This is a genomic window from Dorea sp. AGR2135, from assembly GCF_000420885.1.
Lineage (GTDB): Bacteria > Bacillota > Clostridia > Lachnospirales > Lachnospiraceae > Dorea > Dorea formicigenerans.
The window spans coordinates 1-19,148 of sequence record NZ_ATVU01000008.1; the positions used below are offsets into that span (position 1 = coordinate 1).

At 42.0% G+C, this 19,148-nt stretch carries 16 protein-coding genes, 1 pseudogene and 1 other annotated feature; of the genes and pseudogenes, 12 read left to right on the forward strand and 5 right to left on the reverse strand.

The features are described 5' to 3' along the window. Together G593_RS20600 and G593_RS0106735 are read left to right on the forward strand one after the other, a co-directional pair. A pseudogene (locus G593_RS20600) lies at nucleotides 1-203 on the forward strand (ISNCY family transposase); the annotation flags it as partial. A gap of 360 nt (nucleotides 204-563) precedes the next feature. Continuing rightward, nucleotides 564-734 (forward strand): hypothetical protein, encoded by a 171-nt coding sequence (locus G593_RS0106735; RefSeq protein WP_005332490.1) that lies wholly within the window; start codon nucleotides 564-566, stop codon nucleotides 732-734. A gap of 3 nt (nucleotides 735-737) precedes the next feature. On the opposite strand, the gene G593_RS0106740 is transcribed toward G593_RS0106735, so the two are convergent. The 5 genes from G593_RS0106740 to G593_RS0106760 all read right to left on the reverse strand — a co-directional run bounded on the left by G593_RS0106740 (nucleotide 738) and on the right by G593_RS0106760 (nucleotide 4,846). Beyond that, nucleotides 738-1,205, reverse strand: coding sequence for an HAD family hydrolase (locus tag G593_RS0106740; RefSeq protein ID WP_029731196.1), 468 nt, complete (start codon nucleotides 1,203-1,205; stop codon nucleotides 738-740). Between the two features lie 12 nt (nucleotides 1,206-1,217). After that, nucleotides 1,218-1,949: a phosphate ABC transporter ATP-binding protein gene (locus G593_RS0106745; protein WP_029731197.1), complete on the reverse strand. Its 732-nt coding sequence runs from the start codon at nucleotides 1,947-1,949 to the stop codon at nucleotides 1,218-1,220. A 1-nt stretch (nucleotide 1,950) separates the two neighbouring features. Continuing rightward, on the reverse strand, nucleotides 1,951-2,784 hold the full coding sequence (locus G593_RS0106750) for an ABC transporter permease subunit (protein WP_029731198.1): 834 nt from the start codon (nucleotides 2,782-2,784) through the stop codon (nucleotides 1,951-1,953). Then, nucleotides 2,774-3,649, reverse strand: coding sequence for a phosphate ABC transporter permease subunit PstC (pstC, locus tag G593_RS0106755; RefSeq protein ID WP_029731199.1), 876 nt, complete (start codon nucleotides 3,647-3,649; stop codon nucleotides 2,774-2,776). Before pstC ends, G593_RS0106750 begins: the two co-directional genes overlap by 11 nt. Before the next feature lie 264 nt (nucleotides 3,650-3,913). Further along, nucleotides 3,914-4,846 carry a phosphate ABC transporter substrate-binding protein gene (locus tag G593_RS0106760; protein ID WP_005339091.1) on the reverse strand — a complete coding sequence of 311 codons (933 nt, stop codon included), beginning with the start codon at nucleotides 4,844-4,846 and terminating at the stop codon, nucleotides 3,914-3,916. 590 nt (nucleotides 4,847-5,436) lie between these two features. Here G593_RS0106760 and G593_RS0106765 point away from each other — a divergent pair. The 10 genes from G593_RS0106765 (at nucleotide 5,437) to G593_RS0106810 (ending at nucleotide 18,717) form a co-directional block, all read left to right on the forward strand. Then, a complete protein-coding gene (locus G593_RS0106765; RefSeq protein WP_005339087.1) occupies nucleotides 5,437-5,934 on the forward strand; it encodes a DNA-deoxyinosine glycosylase in 498 nt (165 codons plus the stop codon). Nucleotides 5,935-6,210: 276 nt separating this feature from the next. Beyond that, a complete protein-coding gene (locus G593_RS0106770; RefSeq protein WP_005332476.1) occupies nucleotides 6,211-7,014 on the forward strand; it encodes a protein-ADP-ribose hydrolase in 804 nt (267 codons plus the stop codon). Between the two features lie 61 nt (nucleotides 7,015-7,075). Beyond that, entirely contained in the window at nucleotides 7,076-8,020 is a 945-nt protein-coding gene (locus G593_RS0106775; RefSeq protein ID WP_005339085.1) for an AEC family transporter, read from the forward strand. A gap of 221 nt (nucleotides 8,021-8,241) precedes the next feature. Next, a complete protein-coding gene (locus tag G593_RS0106780; RefSeq protein ID WP_005339084.1) occupies nucleotides 8,242-9,813 on the forward strand; it encodes an AAA family ATPase in 1,572 nt (523 codons plus the stop codon). Nucleotides 9,814-9,874: 61 nt separating this feature from the next. Next, complete coding sequence (locus G593_RS0106785) at nucleotides 9,875-10,276, forward strand: hypothetical protein (RefSeq protein ID WP_029731200.1); 402 nt, start codon at nucleotides 9,875-9,877, stop codon at nucleotides 10,274-10,276. Nucleotides 10,277-10,557: 281 nt separating this feature from the next. Then, nucleotides 10,558-10,784 (forward strand) — a binding site (T-box leader). 212 nt (nucleotides 10,785-10,996) lie between these two features. After that, on the forward strand, nucleotides 10,997-13,651 hold the full coding sequence (locus tag G593_RS0106790) for a valine--tRNA ligase (RefSeq protein ID WP_029731201.1): 2,655 nt from the start codon (nucleotides 10,997-10,999) through the stop codon (nucleotides 13,649-13,651). A 15-nt stretch (nucleotides 13,652-13,666) separates the two neighbouring features. After that, nucleotides 13,667-15,820, forward strand: coding sequence for an LTA synthase family protein (locus G593_RS0106795; RefSeq protein ID WP_029731202.1), 2,154 nt, complete (start codon nucleotides 13,667-13,669; stop codon nucleotides 15,818-15,820). After that, nucleotides 15,821-17,140, forward strand: coding sequence for a bifunctional folylpolyglutamate synthase/dihydrofolate synthase (locus G593_RS0106800; protein ID WP_029731203.1), 1,320 nt, complete (start codon nucleotides 15,821-15,823; stop codon nucleotides 17,138-17,140). It begins immediately after the preceding gene. Continuing rightward, nucleotides 17,134-17,268 (forward strand): hypothetical protein, encoded by a 135-nt coding sequence (locus G593_RS21100; RefSeq protein WP_005332466.1) that lies wholly within the window; start codon nucleotides 17,134-17,136, stop codon nucleotides 17,266-17,268. The genes G593_RS0106800 and G593_RS21100 overlap by 7 nt, the downstream gene beginning before the upstream one ends. Nucleotides 17,269-17,313: 45 nt before the next feature. Then, the gene (locus G593_RS0106810) at nucleotides 17,314-18,717 is read left to right on the forward strand and encodes a tetratricopeptide repeat protein (protein ID WP_029731204.1); all 1,404 of its coding nucleotides are present in this window, start codon (nucleotides 17,314-17,316) and stop codon (nucleotides 18,715-18,717) included. Nucleotides 18,718-19,148 lie beyond the last annotated feature (431 nt).

Below are 19,148 nucleotides of genomic sequence, written 5' to 3' on the forward strand. Positions count from 1 at the left end.
CCTATAAAATTCGAACTGTCGTAGAGCGGGACATCAATCATATCAAAGCAAACCTCTGCCTAGCAGGTCGTCGTACACAAAACGAAAACACGTTGCACGCCGATTTAATACTTGCAGGCATTACGCAACTGATAACCGTAGTGCTTGCAGATAAAATTAAACATCATGAATATATTCGCAGTCTGAAACCTCTTATTGCATAGGACTTACCAACTTCATAGCTAGATGAGGCTTATTTGTTGTGCCCAAAATCAAGTGTTTTTTATTTTCTGCATTAAAATATCTGTAAGATAGAACGTTTATCTCTTTTACGCAAGTTTTAGGAATGTGTTTCGCAATTACCTATTGCAAAATTATTATATAAGATTCAGCATCTTAATTCTGTTCAACTATATCTTCTATTGTAACAAAATAAAGACATGGGAGCAATAAAAAGAGGAGATTGATATTTTATAGATATTCTTTTATTTTATTCATTAACAGATGTCAATTTCATGGTAAAATGATAGTGGGACAAGGAATGATTTATGTATTTAAACTTGAAGTTGTAAAGGAGAACGAAGATGTTGGAATGTGATTATATTGTAAAACAGATTGATGGAGATTATGCACATTTGCAGAGAGTAGACCAGCCGGAGGCAGAACTCAAGCTTGTGGCGAGAGCACTACTGCCGGCTGATATATATGAAGGCTGTGAACTGCATTATGCGATGATGCAGTATTCTATGAAGTAGTATTTATCCTCTCAAGGTCGCGACCAGTCTCTTCGGCAGCATCAGAAGATCCAGTGCATCGGCTATGGAAGTTGTGCAGACATCGCATTCTGAAAGCAACTTTCCGTAAGCCCCTTCGGTACCCATCACTGCGATACTTAAGGCAGCGGCCTGACACATTGGTACGTCATTCCGTCCGTTGCCGATGGCGATACAGTGTTCGGCACCCAGTGAGCTTAGAATACGAAGCTTCTCATCCATGGCGGAACCGGAAGGAAATGTCATAATTTCCAAAGGAAGTCCGTCGCACATGGCAGCCGCAGTGCCGTGAGTGTCTGCGGTCAGTACATAGATTTTAAATGAATCTCCGAGCAGGAGCAGCCGCTCTTTGATTGCAGGTGGAATCAGCCCGTCAACGGCAATGGTTCCGTTGTAGTCAAGGACCAGATAGTCAAGGCCCAGTGTTTTATAGCCTGGAATTTCGATGATCATATAAGTTTCCCCTTACATATATTGAATTTGTTCGCGGGCAAGTTCTGTAGCCGGTGAGTCAAAGAAAGTTCCTTTGTCAGTAACTTCCAGTATCTTTCCCTGATCCATGAAAATAATCTGGTCAGCGATGCGCTTTGCCTGTCCAAGATTATGTGTAACAATGACAAATGTGTACTGACCTTTGAGTTCCATAAGGGTTTCTTCAATTGCGATTGTATTTTTCATATCCAGCGCGGAGCAAGGCTCGTCGAGGAGCAGGATTTCAGGATTTACACAGAGACTTCTGGCAATCGCAAGGCGCTGCTTCTGTCCGCCGGATAACTTAAGGGCAGATTTTTTTAACTGATCCTTTACTTCCTCATATAATTTTGCTTTCTTCAGACTTTCTTCTACTTTTTCAGACAGAACTTTTTTATCCCTGATACCATAATATTTTAACACATAAGTCAGATTCTTCTCAATACTGTGTGGAAAAGCAATCGGCTGTTGGAAGACCATGCCGATACGGCTTCTTAAAGTTTCTTTCGAAATAGATTTGATGTCTGTGTCATCAAGAGAAATCTTTCCGGTTGTATATCCTTGTTCCTCTTCCACCATACGATTTAAAGTTTTTAAAAATGTTGTCTTTCCGCAGCCGGATTGTCCGACGATGGCAGTAATCTTTTTATCTGGAATTGTCACAGAAATATCATGAAGAATTTCATGCTTTCCATATCCGCAATTTAAATGTTCGATTGTTAACATATTAGTTTCCCTTTCTCATGTAAGTAACAAATTTGCAGATCAGTTGAATGATCAATAGTAAAAGCATCAGTACAAATGCTGTGCCGTAGGCATAGTCCAGAGAGAATCCGTTGTTTACCAAAGTATATAAGTGATATGGCAGGGACATGAACGGATCTGTCAGTTTCGAAGGAACGCCAGCCTGCATCACTGCACCTGTGTACAGAATCGGGGCAACTGCGCCCATTCCGTATGCCATTCCAAGTGCAACTGTTCCAAGAAGTTCAGGGAAGCAGACCGGAAGAATCATTTTTCTGAGAGTATATTCTCTGGAAAGTCCAAGACCGATGGAATTAGTCATATAGGAAATTCCCTTTTCTTCAAAGACTTTGCGGGCGCGGATCGCAACAAATGGCACAATCATGGCAGAGACGCAAAGTGATGCACACAAAAGACTCCGGCTGATGCCAAAACCATAGATCAGGAGTGTGTAACCCACCAGACCAAATAAAATAGACGGGATACCGGACAGTCCTGTGATTGCAAAATTTACAATGCCGGACACATATTTGTTTCTATGGTAAAAAACAAGGTATGCGGAAGCACCGATTCCAAGGATTCCTCCAATCAGTGCGGCAAGTGCACCGAGATAAAGAGATCCCATAAGAGCCGGGAAAATTCCACCGGCAGTTCCGATTGGTACACCGGCAGGTTTGTCCAAAATGAAAGAAAGGCTCATGACAGTTTTTCCATTCCAGAATACGTACAGGAAGAGGAACAGTGTAACGCCAATGACACTTAGCCCAAGCAAGATCAGAACAATGCGGATCAAATATTTGGATACCTTAGAATTCATGTTTTGCGAACCTCCTCTTCAAAAGATAGCCGATTCCCAGTACGACCAGCAAAATGACCAGTAACACAACATTTGCAACATAAAGTGCGGACAGATGGAGACTGCCGTACTCGATACTTCCCATTTCCAGTGCAGTCAGGGAAGGCAAGGTCTGACCACGACCGAAAAGTTTCGGGAAGATCGGAGAATTTCCAATGACCATCATAACTGCCATAGTTTCGCCAAGTGCACGCCCGAAAGCCATCATAGCTCCGGCAACGATGCCTGGGCGGATTGCCGGAAAAATGATTTTGACCAGAGTTATTTCCCGGGAAAAGCCGAGTGCAAGTGCTGTCATTTCATATTGTGTACGTGCAACGCGAATAGATTCGTGACAGGTCGAGATAACGAATGGCAGCAGCATGATTGCCAGTACAATCCCGGCAGCGAGAATACATTGTCCGGCTGCCATATGAAATTGTGTGGCAAAACTTTTTACCAGGACAGTAAGTCCGATAAATCCAAAGATCACGGAAGGAATTCCGGCAACCAAGTCGATAAAAGCCAGAAAGACAGCGGCTATTTTTTCTGGAAGATAAAAATTCAGAAAGCATGCGCAGGCAACGCCGAAAATCAGAGCCAGGACTACTGCAATGAACGATACGTATAAAGTTCCTGTAATTGCAGGCAGTAGTCCAAATTGTGGGTTTGCACTGACAGGCCGCCATTCCGTAGAAGAGAGAAACATTTTTATTCCCAGTTCTGAAAAAGCGGGAATGCTTTCTTTTATGATATGGATCAGCATAATAGCCATCAGTGCGCTAACTCCAAACGCAGTGAGGTAAATAAGGAATCTGCTGATTTTATCTGGTAGTTTTCTTAACATAAGATATCCTTTCTAATTTGTATAGAGAATAGACCTTGGCATATTAAAACGCCTGTGACCGATACCTGTAACATTTTCATTATAAGATGTTTGGGCGGACCTCAAGGTCTTTCATCCACTTATGAGCAAGCTCATGTGGATTTAGACCTTTTGACTCTGGTATCATTATAAGCTACCATGCGTGTTATGCAAGAGACATTCATATATAAAGAAGAGGGTGTGCATGTGACACACCCTCTTTGGATTGAATTCAAGTCGAAAATCTTAGTTCATAGGAATGAATCCCATATCTTCTACAGTTTTCTGACCTTCGTCTCCAAGAACTACGTCTAAGAATGCCTGCTGAACAGCTGTAGGTTCACCGGAACCAACTAACAGCAGAGGTCTCTGAATGATGTAAGAACCATTGATGATATTCTCTTTTGTAGGCTCAACACCATTTACTTTCATAGTAACAACTTTTCCGGCATTCTGGTTAGCAACACCGAATGATGCATAACCGATTGCATATGGATTGTCGATGATATCCTGAACAAGTTCACCCATGGAAGAAGCCTGGATGGCATCAGATTTCACTTCTGTATCACCCATGATGTTCTTCTGGAATACTTCGTGGGCACCACCGTTAATGTCACGAGTGATAACTACGACTTCCTCATCTGGAAGAGAAGCATCAAGATCTTTCCATGTTTTATATTCACCGGAGAACAGGCTTACAATCTGCTCTGTAGAAAGGTCATCAATAATTTTAGTTACAGGGTTCTCAGGGTTTACAGCGATTGTAAGAGCATCGATACCAACCTGGTATTCTTTCTCGTCTTTGATCGCCTTTTTCTCTTCATCTTTTACACTTCTTGCTACCATACCGAAAGTAGATGTACCATCGATAACAGCTTTTGTTCCTTGTCCGGAACCACCTGCGGAAACATAAATTGCAATATCTTCATCTGGAAGAGAGGAATCATAAGCTTTCCACGTTCCATATGTATCGAAGAAATTCGTTGCGATAGAAGTAATAACCGGAGCCAGTGTAGAAGAACCATTGAACAGAATCTGGTTGCTTTCCCCATCAGCAGATGCCTCTGTTTTTGTGTCGTCTTTTGCGTCTGTGGACGCTGATTTGTTAGAGCCGCATCCTACAGCCATGGACATTACCATAGCGGCTGTAAGGAGAATTGATAATACTTTCTTTTTCATTAGAAATACCTCCCGATCACTTTTTAAAGTTTACGTGGATATTATAGCTTTTTTACAAAAACTTTACAAATAGATAAAGTTAATAATAAACATATAATTATAGATAAAATCGATTGAAATTTGAAATTAATAGAAAATATGCGAAAAAATGTGGATATTCTCAATTAATGCATTCTAAAATAAAGAAAAATTAATAAAAAATATAGATGAAGAACTCAAAGTAAGTGTATTTATGACAAGCCGATGAAACGAAATGTGAATAAATTGTTAATACAAATCATGCAGACGAAAAAACAAACAACATACAAGTAACATATGGATAAAAAGGAAAACAGAGTGACTGGTACAAGAAATTATGCTATGATTAGGGACGAAAAAACGTAGATTTACAGAGGTGCGCAGTAGAACTATGTTATACATTTGCATGATATAGCCTCCGGCAGGGCGCACATTGTCCGGTGGACAATGGTTTTGCGCCGACCGAAACGGAGTGTAGACTTGCAGAGGTGCGCAGTAGAAGTATGTCATGCAATTGCATGACGCGCACCTCGCAGCAAAAATGTCAGAGTATGCGTAAATGGAGTTGGATTATGGAAGTAGAACATGTAACACATGAATTTAAACCAATTTATAATAAAGAATCTAAAGTTTTGATGCTTGGAACGATGCCATCCCCAAAATCCCGGGAAGTAGGATTTTATTACGGGCATCCAAGAAACCGGTTCTGGAAGGTATTGTCAGATGTATGTGGAGAGGAAGTGCCGGAGACTAAGAAAGATAAAATCACATTTGCCTTGCGCAATCATATCGCAGTATGGGATGTACTGGCAGGCTGTGAGATTCGGGGAGCAGATGACAGCAGCATCCGTAATCCAAAACCAAATGACATGAATCTTATCCTAAAAGAAGCACCAATACAGGCAATCTTTGCAACCGGCCAAAAAGCAGCACAACTGTACAGACGCTATTGCTACAAAGATACGGGCATTGAAATCATCTGCCTGCCTTCCACAAGCCCTGCGAACTGCCGGGTGAGCTACGAAGAACTATATGAGGCTTATTCAGTGATACAAGAATACATTAGATAGATAATTATATATAGGTACAAAATGAAAACTTACTATTCAAGTCGAACATCCGTGAGACTTGGCGCGTGATTCTGGTCAGAGAAGCTGACATATTCCTATCAGAATCACTGCGCATCCTCGCGGAGCGTTTATCTCAGTCGGAGACCTAACTCCCACTGAGACAAATTTGCTATTATTCATCACCTGAAGAGGTGGGAGTCTTCTCGACTGAGATAAACAGGCTAAGGTAGATTTGGAATTAGGAGGTTGAATATTTATTTTAACAGGAGGAAGCTTATGACACGTGAGCAAAAAGTCAGCACGTTAATACAATATCTGAAACAGGAAAATCAAGGCTATGCCAGCATTCCGGATCCAATCGATGAGGGAGAACAAAGACGTCTTCTTCGAAGCCTCATGAATGTCCGTTATCCGGGACATGCATCAGCAGAATATGAAAAATTGCAAGATGAACTTTTACAGGAAGAAGCAGAGGAAAAAGGAATCGTGACATGCAACGATATTCCAGTAATCGAGCAGGAATATCCATGCTCAGAGATCAAGAACAGTGACCGCATTTCCCTGTGGCGCGGTGACATTACAAGACTAGGCGTAGATGCAATAGTAAATGCAGCGAACAGTCAGCTTCTCGGCTGTTTTGTACCATGTCATGGCTGCATCGACAACGCCATTCACTCGGCGGCAGGAATTCAGCTTCGTAATGAATGTGCAGAAATCATGGCAGAACAAGGACACGAAGAACCGATAGGAAAAGCAAAGATTACAAAAGGCTACAACCTTCCGGCTAAACATGTCATACATACAGTAGGACCAATTGTCGGACTGGCAGTAACAGAAAAACAAAAAGAGCAGCTAAAAGACTGCTATCTCAACTGCCTGAAAGTGGCAGAAAAATCAAGTTTAAAATCCATAGCATTTTGTTGCATCTCAACCGGAGAATTCCATTTTCCCAATAAACTGGCAGCAGAAATCGCAGTAGACACGGTTGACCGGTTTTTAACAAAAACCAGCATCGAACGTGTGATCTTTAACGTGTTCAAAGAGCAAGATTTTAATATATATAAGAAACTTTTTTGTTAGCGGTACCGGGGGTTTTTTGAAAAAACCCCGTCCCCAATTGAATTTTATCTGGAGGTTGTAGATGGATAATTTATTTTTTTGTTTAAATGCGACAGGTCCTATATTCTTAATGATGATCCTGGGACTTTTTTTTCGTCATATAGGCTGGATGGATGAGGAGTTTGCCTCGAAAATGAATAAATTCGTATTTAAAGTGCCGTTGCCGTTATTATTATTCGGGGATCTTGCGACAGTAGATTTTTCGGAAGTCTGGAATGTAAAATTTGTTATATTCTGTTTTATGGTAACCTTGATCTGCATTATAATTTCAGCGGGAATTTCCTGTCTTTGGAAGGATAAGTCTATCCGTGGGGAATTTATTCAGGCTTCTTATCGAAGCAGCGCGGCGCTTCTTGGTATTGCATTTATCCAAAATATTTATGGAAATGCGGGTATGGCGCCAGTCATGATCATCGGCAGTGTCCCGCTTTATAATATTATGGCGGTTGTTGTGCTGTCCTTTTTCAAACCGGGACAGAGCAAGATTGATAAAGAGGTACTAAAGAAAACATTAAAAGGAATTATTACCAACCCGATTATTATTGGAATTGTGATTGGACTTCTCTGGTCGGCATGCCGTCTTCCATTTTCCGGAATCCCGGCGAAGACGGTGACAAGTATTGGAAACATGGCAACTCCGATGGGACTTATGGCAATGGGAGCGACCTTTGATATCCACAAAGCTTTCGCGAAAGCCAAACCGTCTATTGTGGCGGCTGTTATGAAGCTTGTCGGATTTGCGGCAGTCTTTCTGCCAATCGCAGTCGGGCTGGGATTTAAGAATGAAGAAATCGTTGCAATCCTTGTTATGCTCGGATCTGCGACGACTGTAAGTAGTTATGTTATGGCAAAAAATATGGGACATGAAGGTGTCCTTACTGCCAGTACAGTAATGCTTACCACTATGTTCAGTGCATTCACATTGACCGGGTGGCTGTATATATTGAAAACTTTAGGAATCGTGTAATAAAGAAGCTGAATTTCGCTCATGAACATTCCGCGCACGAAACATTCCGATGAGCCGAAAACAGTAATCATATTCAGCAAGTGCCGGCAGGCAAGAATACGCCTAAGTAGCGACCGCTCCAGAGTACCTTCTAAGGAAATATCTCATTTTTAATATGTTTGTGTTTTAGGAGAAGATAGGGTACAATTAAGATTAACAACGAAGAATTGGAGGGCTTTTGTATGGGGATTTATTTGAATCCGGACAGCAGTAAGTTTGAGGAAGCTGTGAATTCAGATATCTATATAGATAAGACAGGATTGTTGACTTACACCAATTCTGTTTTGCATACGATGCAAAAATACATTTGTATTAGTCGTCCAAGACGCTTTGGGAAATCGATTGCGGCAAATATGTTGACAGCATATTATAGCCGTGGCTGTGATGCAGAACAATTGTTTTCACAGTTTGAAATTTCAAAGGATATGGATTTTAAAAAGTATCTGAATCAATACGACACGATTTCTGTAAATATGCAGGAGATTTTGAGCAGGAGCCATAATGTCTGTGAATTGATTAGCCGATTTGGCAGACTTATCATTCGAGATTTAAAAAAAGAGTATCCGGATGTGGATTATTTTGATGATACAGATGTTATAGAGTGCATGCAGGATGTATACGCGCAGAAAAAACAGCCATTTATCATTATTATAGATGAATGGGACTGCATTTTCCGAGAATATAAAGAAAATAAAGAAGCTCAGGAAAAATATCTCGATTTCCTAAGAGATTTGTTAAAGGATAAGGCGTATGTTCATCTGGCGTATATGACAGGAATTCTTCCGATAAAAAAATATGGAACTCATTCAGCTTTAAATATGTTTGATGAATTTTCTATGATAGATCCGGGACCGTTGGCGAGATATGTTGGATTTACGGAAAATGAAGTGAAGAAACTGTGTGAACAGTACCAGATGGATATGGCAGAGATAAAGAACTGGTATGATGGATATTCCTTTGAAAATGGAATCTCTATTTACAGTCCGCGTTCCGTGGTAAATTGCATGCGATTTGGAAAAATCGGAAATTACTGGAATCAGACAGAAACATTTGAAGCGCTGCGAATTTATATAGAGATGAATTTCGAAGGGCTAAAAGATGATGTCATAAGTATGATTGCGGGAAATGCAGTACCGGTAAATACAGGAAGCTTTGCCAATGATATGTCAACATTTCACACAGAAGATGATGTCCTGACACTTTTGATACATTTGGGGTATGTATCGTATGATTATGATAATAAGACTGTAAAAATTCCAAATGAAGAAGTAAGAACTGAGTATGTGAACAGTATATCTGCTTCAACATGGGGTGAAGTATCAAAGGCATTGAAAGAGTCAGCGGACACATTGGAAGCAATCTGGCAGAAACGGCCAAAGCAGGTAGCAGAAGCCGTTCGGCAGGCACATTTTGAAACTTCTCACATTCAGTACAATGATGAAAATGCATTAAGTTATACAATTTCACTCGCATTGTATGCTGCAAGAAATTTTTATGTGATTCACAGAGAGTTGGCAGGAGGAAAAGGATTTGCAGATCTTGTTTTTCTTCCGCGAAAAAAATTTCCGGAAAAACCAGCAATTGTAGTAGAACTAAAATGGGATAAAACTGCAGAAGGAGCCATTGCACAGATAAAGAATAAGGAATATTGCAGAAGCCTTGAAGAATATGAAGGAAATATTTTATTGGTAGGTGTGAATTACAATAAGCAGACAAAAGAACACGAATGTGTCATAGAAGAGTATGTAAAATAATTGTGGAAGCATAAAGAAAGCTAAAGTTGTAGACAGCATAAAATCCGGGGAGGGATACCTTATGAAGAAAATAGCATTTATCATATGTTGTATTTTAACTTTATCCTTAGCAGCTTGCAGTAACAGACAGGAAAATCCCCAGATTAGTAAGTGGGATTGTTCCGTCAACTGTGCAGAACAATCAACTTCCAACAAATATGTGATTACCTACTCTGATGAAAAATTAACATCACAGACAGGAGCACTGACCTTCTATAATGGCAATGAATTTGAAATTACCATACATCTTATTAATAACGGCGAAGAAGAACGGAGAGAAACAATCCCGGCAGGCGGTTCAACCTGCTTAAAACAACTCAAAGAAAATATAGAGTACCTCGTAGGAATACACGCAGATGTCACAGAAGATATGCCTATTAAACTGACAGCTTATGACGGAGAAAAGACGGACGCTGAACCATAAAATGATTATATGATACATTTTTAAGGTAGTAATAAAAGCTTTTGCATAACAGATTTTTAAAAAATAATGGATTTACTATTCAGTAGTGGGTATCAAAAAAATAAAGCATCAAAAGAGTCTCAAGAAAGCATTGAGTTATTTTCGCAACAATAGAAAACACTCAGCTTTCGAGAGCCCCTTTTGATACGGTCTCTTAAGGTTTTCTGAAAATTCCCTAAAAACCTTGACAAACAGGGCTTCTGTGGCTATGATATTTTGTAGTTTCATGGTTGATAAACCAGTTAAATGCGTTGAAAAAGAGGAGTATGCATAGGTCGTTCTGACAGAGAGAGATGCCCATTGGCTGCGAGGCACTTGAGAATAGAGATGCAGAAGGTAGCTTTGGAGCAGGAACGCTGAAGTCACAGTAGGCGGTCCCGGAGTCGTTCCCGTTAAAGAATAGGATGAGATGTATAGAGGAGTTTCTTCTATATAATAAAGGTGGTACCGCGAATCAATCGCCCTTTGTGAGAATAAAGGGCGTTTTTTTTATAATTAAGAAATGCATTTCCTAACTATAAAAAAGCCTCCGGCAGGATGCGCACTGCGGCGTACAATGATGGTACCGCAAGTGGCCGCCGCAGGCGCCAGAATGTGCTGGGGCACATTCTATATTTTGCCCTGAAATGTGAAAAATGTGTGAAAACATGAACCAGGAAACACGTATTTGAGGAGGAGACTATGAGTCAGAATTTGGAGAAAACTTACAATCCGAAAGAGATTGAAGACAAACTGTACCAGAAGTGGTGCGAAAATAAGTATTTCCACGCAGAAGTGGACAGAAGTAAGAAACCATTTACAATCGTAATGCCGCCACCGAATATTACCGGTAAGCTTCACATGGGACATGCTCTTGACAACACGATGCAGGATATCCTGATCCGCTACAAGAGAATGCAGGGATACAATGCACTGTGGATTCCGGGAACAGACCATGCGGCTATTTCTACAGAAGTAAAGGTTACCAATCAGTTAAAAGACGAAGGTATTGATAAAAAAGAACTTGGCCGTGAGAAATTCTTAGAGAGAACATGGCAGTGGAAAGAAGAATATGGCGGAACTATCACATCACAGCTTAAAAAGATGGGTGTTTCCTGTGACTGGGACAGAGAGCGTTTCACAATGGACGAGGGATGTTCTGAAGCAGTTGAGAAAGTATTCTTGAACCTTCATAAAAAAGGATTCATTTACAGAGGGTCCAGAATCATCAACTGGTGTCCGGTATGTAAGACTTCCCTGTCTGATGCCGAGGTAGAGCATGAAGAGCAGGACGGATTCTTCTGGCACATTAAGTACCCAATCGTAGGAACAGACCGTTTCCTTGAGATTGCAACAACACGTCCGGAGACTCTTCTGGGAGATACTGCAATTGCAGTTCACCCGGATGATGAGAGATATAAAGATATCGTTGGAAAGATGTGTAAGCTGCCACTGACAGACCGTGAGATTCCGATTGTTGCAGATTACTACGTAGACAAAGAGTTCGGAACAGGTGCTGTTAAGATCACACCGGCACATGACCCTAACGACTTTGAAGTTGGAAAACGTCACAATCTGCCAGAACTTAACATCATGAATGATGATGCTACGATCAACGAGAAGTATGGTGGAAAATATGCAGGCATGGATCGCTACGAAGCAAGAAAAGCTATGGTAAAGGATCTGAAAGAGCAGGGATATCTTGTAAAAGTTGTTCCACATTCTCATAATGTAGGAACTCACGACAGATGTCATACAACGGTAGAGCCAATGATCAAACAGCAGTGGTTCGTAAAGATGGAAGAGCTTGCAAAACCAGCCATTGAGGCGATTAAGAATGGTGAGCTTAAGTTTGTACCAGAGCGTTTTGATAAGATTTACCTGCACTGGCTTGAGAATATCCGTGACTGGTGCATATCCAGACAGATCTGGTGGGGACATAGAATCCCAGCCTACTACTGCCAGGATTGTGGAGAAGTCGTAGTAGCTTCCGAAGCACCGGAAAAATGCCCACATTGTGGTTGTACACATTTTAAACAGGATGAGGATACGCTGGATACATGGTTCAGTTCTGCGCTTTGGCCATTCTCAACACTTGGCTGGCCACATGAGACGGAGGATCTTGACTACTTCTATCCAACGAATGTACTTGTAACTGGATACGATATCATTTTCTTCTGGGTTATCCGTATGGTATTCTCAGGATATGCACATACAGGAAAGGCACCATTTAACACAGTACTGATCCACGGACTTGTTCGCGATTCTCAGGGACGCAAGATGAGTAAATCACTTGGAAATGGTATCGATCCTCTGGATATTATCGATCAGTACGGCGCAGACGCACTTCGTATGACACTGATTACAGGAAATGCTCCTGGAAATGATATGCGTTTCTACAACGAGCGTGTAGAGGCAAGCCGTAATTTTGCAAATAAAGTATGGAATGCTTCCAGATATATTCTTATGAATATGGAAGGAAAAGAGATCACAGAGCCACAGGCAGAGGATCTGGGACCAGCAGACCGCTGGATTTTATCTGCATGCAATAATGTGGTAAAAGATGTAACAGAGAACTTAGATAAGTTCGAGCTTGGAATTGCACTTTCCAAGATTTATGACTTTATCTGGGACGAGTTCTGTGACTGGTACATTGAACTTTCAAAATATGCAATCTACCACGCAGACGAGAATCCGAAGAGTGCGAACGCTGCACTTTGGACATTGAAGAAAGTTCTTGGTGACGCACTGAAGCTTCTTCACCCATACATGCCATTTGTTACAGAGGAAATCTACAGCAAACTGGTTCCAGAAGAAGAGTCCCTGATGATGTCAAGCTGGCCGGTATATGAGGAAAAATGGAATGACGCAGAGAATGAAAACATTCTGAACCATTACAAAGAAATCGTAAGAGGTGTCAGAAACGTTCGTTCCGAGATGAATGTTCCAAATTCCAGAAAGGCAACGATCTACGTTGTATGCGAGGACGAGAAGCTCTCAGCCGGTCTTGCAGTATTAAAAGAGTCTGCAATGATGATGGCATCTGCCGGAGACTTCATTGTACAGGCAGACAAGAGCGGTATTGCAGACGATGCAGTGTCTGTAGTAGTTCCGGATGCAACCGTTTATGTGCCGCTTGAGGAGCTGATCGATTTTGAGCAGGAAAAAGAGCGTCTTACAAAAGAAGAGACTCGCCTGAATAAAGAGATTGCACGTTCCAACGGCATGCTGAATAACGAGAAGTTTGTAAGCAAAGCACCGGCTGCAAAGGTACAGGAAGAGCGTGAGAAACTGGAAAAATATGAGCAGATGCTTGCTCAGGTCAAGGAGCGTCTTGCAGGATTACAGAAAAAATAAATGTAAGGGGATATTATGAAAAAGCTGCGAAAGGAAGAGGTTATAGCATACTGGAAGGAACGTAGAGAGCGAAGGGCAAAAATACTGGAAGAGAGAAGAAATGGTGCATTTGCGCAGAAGATGAAACCTGTCTATCAGTTTATGAACCGGTTTTCTCTGATATTTCACGCGCTTTTAGCATGTCTGATCAACTTTGCAATTGAGGCAATTTCAAGACATTCACTTGTTCAGGCATGGAGCTATATGACACAGACACCACTCGTCTTCCTTTACAATACATTTATGATATTTATGACATTTACGGTGGTATACCTGTTCAGGCGAAGGGTGTTCACAAGAATCATTATCGGTGTACTTTGGATGATTCTTGGAATCTGTAACGGTTACATGCTGATGAAGCGAGTGACACCGTTCAATGCCCAGGACCTGAAGGTAGCAACCGATGCGGTCAGCCTGATCAACAATTATTTCAATGGATTTGAGATCGTGATCGTATTGGTGGGAATTGCAGCGGTCGTTATATGGCTGATTTCCATGTGGCGCCGCGGTGGTCAGTATGAAGGGAAAATGCACCGGCTTCTGGCAATTGCCGGAGTGGCTGTATGTGCCATGCTATTCAGCTTCACAACAGATCAGGCAATTGATAAGCGAGTGCTTTCCACATACTTTGGAAATATTGCATTTGCCTATGAGGATTACGGACTTCCGTACTGCTTTATGTCCAGTGTATTTAATACAGGAATCGATGAGCCGAATGATTATAATGAGGAGACTATTGATCGGATTACGAATAACGGAGAAATGGCCGAGAATAAAACAGGGCGTGCCTCTGATGATCTTCCGAATATCATTGTGGTTCAGTTAGAGTCCTATTTTGATGTAGATGAGGCGGAATTTTTCACAACAAGCGAAGATGCATGCCCGAATCTGCATGAGATGTACAAGAATTATTCTTCCGGATATTTCAAAGTTCCGTCTGTAGGAGCAGGAACCGCGAATACAGAGTTCGAAGTGCTGACAGGAATGAATATGCGTTTCTTCGGACCTGGAGAGTATCCGTATAAAACAGTTGTCAAGAACCAGCCATGTGAGAGTGCTGCAACAGCTCTCTCAGCACTGGGATACGGTACTCATGGACTGCACAATAACGGAGGTAACTTCTACAGCCGTGCAAAAGTCTATGATCATATGGGATTTGACAGTTTTACAAGTAAAGAGTTTATGAATATTCTTCAGCTTACGCCAAATGGATGGGCAAAGGACGAGGTTCTGGTAGACAATATTATGGAAGCTATGGATACGACCGAGCAGCAGGATTTCGTATTTACCGTCAGTGTGCAGGGACATGGAGATTACCCGGAGGAGCAGCTGATTGAGAATCCGAAGATCAAAGTAGAAGGTATCGATGACGAAGCAAAGAAGAATAAATGGGAATATTATGTAAACATGGTCTATGAGATGGACCAGTTTGCAGGAGATCTTGTGAAAGCAGTGGAAGATCGTGGAGAACCGGCAGTTGTCGTATTCTACGGAGACCATTTACCGACTATGGGACTTACCGCAGAAGATTTAAAGAGCCGTTATCTCTATAACACAAATTATGTGATCTGGGATAACATCGGACTGGAACAGCAGGATAGAAATATTCCGGCTTATCAGCTAATGGCGGATGTGATGAACCGCCTGGATATTCATTCCGGAACATTGTTCAATTATCATCAGCAGAGACAGAATTCCAAGAATTACCTGTCAGACTTAGAGCTTCTCCAGTATGATATTCTGTATGGCAAGCAGTATGTTTACAAGGGCAATCCGCCGATTACGGAAGGTCATATGGAAATGGGTGTGAAGGACGTTACGCTGACGAACATCGTTCCGTATCTGGAAAAAGGCTACAGCCTGTATGGCGAGAACTTTACGAAGTCAAGTAAGGTTTACATCAATGGCGAGAAGCAAAAGAGTACATTTTTAAATAATACACGAATCGTTCTTCCAAGCACAGAGCTTAGCGAGGGAGATGTTATCACTGTCAGCCAGGTAGGATCCAGCAATACAATCTTCAGAACGACGGACGAATACATTTACCAGGGCGGACAGCTTGTAAGGCAGGAAGGAACAGGAACGGATACAACAAAATCCTGGACAGAACAGGAAAACGAGGAAAAATAAATGAATAGTAAGCCTGTTAACTACAAGGAGGCAGTCGAGTATATCGAAAGCATTCCGAAGTTTACACAAAAGCACACGCAGGAGCACACAAGAGAGTTCTTAGAGCGGCTTGGCAGACCGGCATTTGACCGGAAGGTGGTACATGTGGCAGGAACCAATGGCAAAGGTTCTGTGTGTGCATATATTCAGGCAATCTTAGAAGCTGAGGGGAAGAAGACGGGATTTTTTACTTCCCCTCATCTTATATCTATCAACGAGCGGATTCAGATAGGAAGAAAGCCGATTGACAACGAAGAATTTTATCAGGTCTTTGAGCATGTCTATGATGTCGTGAAAAAAATGGAAGAAGAGGGAATTCCGCATCCATCTTATTTTGAATTTTTATTTGGCATGGGACTAAGTGCATTTGAAAAATCTGATGTAGAATATATTGTTCTGGAGACAGGACTGGGGGGAAGACTGGATGCAACCAATGCATTTCCGTGTCCGGCGTTGACAGTCATTACATCGATCAGCCTGGATCATACCATGATCCTCGGGAATACAATAGAGCAGATTGCAGCAGAAAAAGCAGGGATCATCAAAGAAGGAACGCCGGTGATTTTTGACGGAAATGATGAGGCAGCTGCCGAGATTATCCGAAATACGGCGAAAGAGCATCATGCGCCATGTCGGGAAATCGGGAAAAATGCGTTCGAAATCCGGGAAGTTACCCGCAAACATATTGCATTTTCACGGACAAATGCTTATCATAAAGATGTTATCTGGCAAGTGCCGATCTGTGGTATCTATCAGGTGAAAAATGCAGAGATTGCAATCGAAGCAGCCCAGTGTCTGCTTGGGAATAAACCAGAGCATGAAGAAATGTGGCGCGATGCCGTTGCTAAAATCCAATGGCAGGGACGTATGGAAGAATGCGCAGACCATTTTATCATTGACGGAGCCCACAACCCGGGAGCAATCGAAGCGTTTGTAGAAAGCGTTCGTGCACTGAAAGAGGAAGAACCGCCGATTCTCATATTTTCAGCGGTATCTGATAAAAAATATGAGCAGATGATAGAATATCTTTGCAGACATTTGCAGACGAAAGCGTTTGTTGTGACAGAGATTGAAGATAAAAGAAGAGTTCCGGCTGGCGAACTGGGGGAGATTTTTAAGCGATATGCAAGGTGTCCGGTGTATGTGAAGGCTGATGTAAAAGATGCCGTAGCATGTGCCTATGAGATGCGTACCAAAGAGACATACATTTACTGTATTGGTTCTCTTTACCTGGCAGGAATGGTAGAAAAGGCGCTACAGGAGGTGGAGACGTCATGTTAAATTACGAAGAAGAACTGAAAAAATTCCAGCCAAGCCTGGAAGTTGAAGATATTGAGGAAGCAGTATACAGAGAAGACCTGACGGATATGCAGGACATTATCCGCGAAGCAGTAGAGCAGACGAAGTAGTAATGAGTCGCGATACAGATAGAAAATAAGAGGGAATATAAATATATGGACTACACAGTGAAACTAGCGTACCAGTCTAACTACTGGTACAATGACGGACTGGCAAAAGCCCAGGTAAGGGATATGTCCGGTGCGATTACATCACTGAAGAAAAGTCTTCAGTATAACCGGTCGAACCTGGCCGCCAGAAATCTTCTGGGACTTGTCTACTACGGGCGTGGAGATGTGATCGAAGCGCTGGTGGAGTGGATCCTCAGCAAGAATTTTCAATCAAAAGACAATATAGCCAGTTATTTTATCAGCAAAGTACAGGAGACGCCGGGAGAACTGGAAGAGATCAACCAGGCAGTCAAACGATACAATCAAAGTCTGGAATATGCAAGACAGGGTGGAGAAGATCTTGCAATCATCCAGTTAAAAAAAGCAGTAGCAGCACACCCGACTTACGTCAAGGCATACCAGCTTCTGGCATTGCTTTATATTAAGACCGAGCAGTATGCCAGTGCGAGACAGATACTCAGGAAAGTACACAGACTGGATGCAACAGATGAAAAGACAATCCGTTACATGCATGAACTTACCGAGATAAGAAAAGAACGTCCGATGAGTGTCAGGCAGTCTGCAAAAAATCAGCAGAAAACGGTTAAATACCAGCTTGGAAATGAAAGCATTATTCAGCCGGTGCCGACCGGGATCAAAGAAAAGGCCAGCATTCACACGGTTGCGAATATTGCAGTCGGTGTATTGGTCGGTGTTGCAGTGATGTGGTTTTTGATCATGCCGGCGATTCATTCGTCAGAGAAAAAAGCATTGAATAAGCAGACCGTTTCATTTAGTGATCAGATTGCAGAACAGAAATCCCAGATCAGCGCACTGAAGACAGAACTGGAAACTTATCGGGCCAGCAGTGAAGAGACAGAAAATGCACAGGCAACTGCAGCTTCAACACAAGACAGCTATGAAGTCGTCATGAATATTGCAGAGCATTATAAATCCGAAGATATGAGTAATGCTGCCATGGCAGAAGAACTTATGAAAGTCAATGCAGATTCTCTTGGAGCTGTCGGAAGAGCAAAATTCGATGAACTGACCGGAAAGATTTATCCGGATGCCTGCAAAAAGCAATATAGAGCCGCAAAAGAAGCTTATGATTCAGGTGAGTATGATACAGTGATTTCCAGTCTCGAGACAGTTATGCAGATGGATGAAAGCTACAACGATGGCGCAGCGATGCTCCTTCTGGCACAAGGTTACGAGAAAAAAGGTGATCAGGATAAGGCCAACACGACTTATCAGAAAATCATTGAAACCTGGCCGGACACCGATGTAGCCACCCAGGCACAGCAGGCGCTCGACGCTCAGAGCGGAAATACTGACAACAGCGACAGCAAAAAATCCGGCGACACCAAAAAAAACAGTGACAACGACGATAATGGCGATAACAACTAAGAAAATATGATTGCCAAATCCATTATTTGCCTGAAAAAATTACAGGCAGAGTAGTGAAAGTTATTACATGAGAACAATAGAATAAACCCAAACACACAAAAGAGGATACGCTAACCCGCGTACCCTCTTTTGCTATATGAAGATACTTAAAAATATACAACAGATTTGGTTAATGCACTGGGCACCTGAAAATTATATCTTTCACAAGAAGGTACTCTGGAGCGGCCGGTACTTAGGCGGTGTTCTTTGGCGCCTTATGTACCGCTGCCAGCGGAAGGTAGTGCGAACGTGCCTTCGGTGAAAGATATAATTTTCGGGTTCGTGCAGCCCGCTGCCAGCGGAAGGTAGTGCGAACGTGCCTTTGGTGAACTATATGATTTCCAGGTGTGTAGAATGGAAAAAGTATAGAAACAAGCTTTATAAAAAAAGGA

What these genes read in the sequence shown, in the direction of transcription:
- G593_RS0106780 (WP_005339084.1), top strand. Translation starts at nt 8,242, where the DNA reads ATGGGGATTTATTTGAATCCGGACAGCAGTAAGTTTGAGGAAGCTGTG.
- G593_RS0106735 (WP_005332490.1), top strand. Translation starts at nt 564, where the DNA reads ATGTTGGAATGTGATTATATTGTAAAACAGATTGATGGAGATTATGCA.
- G593_RS0106750 (WP_029731198.1), bottom strand. Translation starts at nt 2,784, where the DNA reads ATGAATTCTAAGGTATCCAAATATTTGATCCGCATTGTTCTGATCTTG.
- G593_RS0106800 (WP_029731203.1), top strand. Translation starts at nt 15,821, where the DNA reads ATGAATAGTAAGCCTGTTAACTACAAGGAGGCAGTCGAGTATATCGAA.
- G593_RS0106790 (WP_029731201.1), top strand. Translation starts at nt 10,997, where the DNA reads ATGAGTCAGAATTTGGAGAAAACTTACAATCCGAAAGAGATTGAAGAC.
- G593_RS0106785 (WP_029731200.1), top strand. Translation starts at nt 9,875, where the DNA reads ATGAAGAAAATAGCATTTATCATATGTTGTATTTTAACTTTATCCTTA.
- G593_RS21100 (WP_005332466.1), top strand. Translation starts at nt 17,134, where the DNA reads ATGTTAAATTACGAAGAAGAACTGAAAAAATTCCAGCCAAGCCTGGAA.
- G593_RS0106740 (WP_029731196.1), bottom strand. Translation starts at nt 1,205, where the DNA reads ATGATCATCGAAATTCCAGGCTATAAAACACTGGGCCTTGACTATCTG.
- pstC (WP_029731199.1), bottom strand. Translation starts at nt 3,649, where the DNA reads ATGTTAAGAAAACTACCAGATAAAATCAGCAGATTCCTTATTTACCTC.
- G593_RS0106765 (WP_005339087.1), top strand. Translation starts at nt 5,437, where the DNA reads ATGGAAGTAGAACATGTAACACATGAATTTAAACCAATTTATAATAAA.
- G593_RS0106775 (WP_005339085.1), top strand. Translation starts at nt 7,076, where the DNA reads ATGGATAATTTATTTTTTTGTTTAAATGCGACAGGTCCTATATTCTTA.
- G593_RS0106810 (WP_029731204.1), top strand. Translation starts at nt 17,314, where the DNA reads ATGGACTACACAGTGAAACTAGCGTACCAGTCTAACTACTGGTACAAT.
- G593_RS0106760 (WP_005339091.1), bottom strand. Translation starts at nt 4,846, where the DNA reads ATGAAAAAGAAAGTATTATCAATTCTCCTTACAGCCGCTATGGTAATG.
- G593_RS0106795 (WP_029731202.1), top strand. Translation starts at nt 13,667, where the DNA reads ATGAAAAAGCTGCGAAAGGAAGAGGTTATAGCATACTGGAAGGAACGT.
- G593_RS0106770 (WP_005332476.1), top strand. Translation starts at nt 6,211, where the DNA reads ATGACACGTGAGCAAAAAGTCAGCACGTTAATACAATATCTGAAACAG.
- G593_RS0106745 (WP_029731197.1), bottom strand. Translation starts at nt 1,949, where the DNA reads ATGTTAACAATCGAACATTTAAATTGCGGATATGGAAAGCATGAAATT.